This is a genomic window from Pseudomonas sp. F1_0610, assembly GCF_047470865.1.
In the GTDB taxonomy this organism is placed as follows: Bacteria; Pseudomonadota; Gammaproteobacteria; order Pseudomonadales; family Pseudomonadaceae; genus JAZDRH01.
The window spans coordinates 1-709 of record NZ_JAZDRH010000080.1; the positions used below are offsets into that span (position 1 = coordinate 1).

1 protein-coding gene is annotated in these 709 nt (G+C 33.3%); it reads left to right on the forward strand.

The genetic code is table 11. The annotated features are described in order from the left end of the window. The first annotated feature begins 247 nt into the window (after positions 1–247). Positions 248–424, forward strand: a complete 177-nt coding sequence (locus VQ643_RS16290; RefSeq protein WP_414201562.1) for a hypothetical protein — start codon at positions 248–250, stop codon at positions 422–424. Positions 425–709: the final 285 nt, after the last annotated feature.

Here is a 709-nt window from a genome sequence, read left to right on the forward strand (position 1 = left end):
CTACTAGACAGTGACCAGTTGTCGCCTTAAACATTGTAATGCTTAAAGCGTATTATTATAATAATCAGAATAAAATGAATTTTAATTAAAAGGCAATGTTAAGAATAGATGGCGTTATAATATATTTAAAATTAGATGATTATAAACTTTTAAATTATTTACCCTGTAGTCAATTAGATAAATTTGGAAGGAATGGTAGGCTCAAATTTTGACTGCAACACCTAATCAACCTAGTGAGGTAAAGCATATGCCATACCATGAGCTTGGCCTTGATAAACGAATTAGAATCAGAGTAGACCTATTACAGAGTCTGCGCGCAATTGCCAAACAGCTCAAGCGTGTGCCTTTTACAGCCAGTTGCGAGGTACGCCGCAATAGTGCTTCTGATGGAATCTACAACGTCGGCTCGGTTTTAGCTGTCTAATTTAGGTATTGACTGAAATAGGCAGTATCAATTCATTAAACCTGTTGCACAAAAGTCTTGAGGCGGCCAAGTTTTGTAGCAGTTTTAATTGAAAGGGTATTGAGCATGAATTTTTATAAAGGTGAAATAACACTATGGATTGAAAGAACATTAGAGCGAGGAAATACAATTGAAGTAGAAGAATTTAATAATATTTTTAAATAGTAGAGGTGATAATGGGTTTTTTAGCTAAAAAAGAACTAGATGATAATGTGGTTATAAATTATTTATCTTGTAGTAATATAG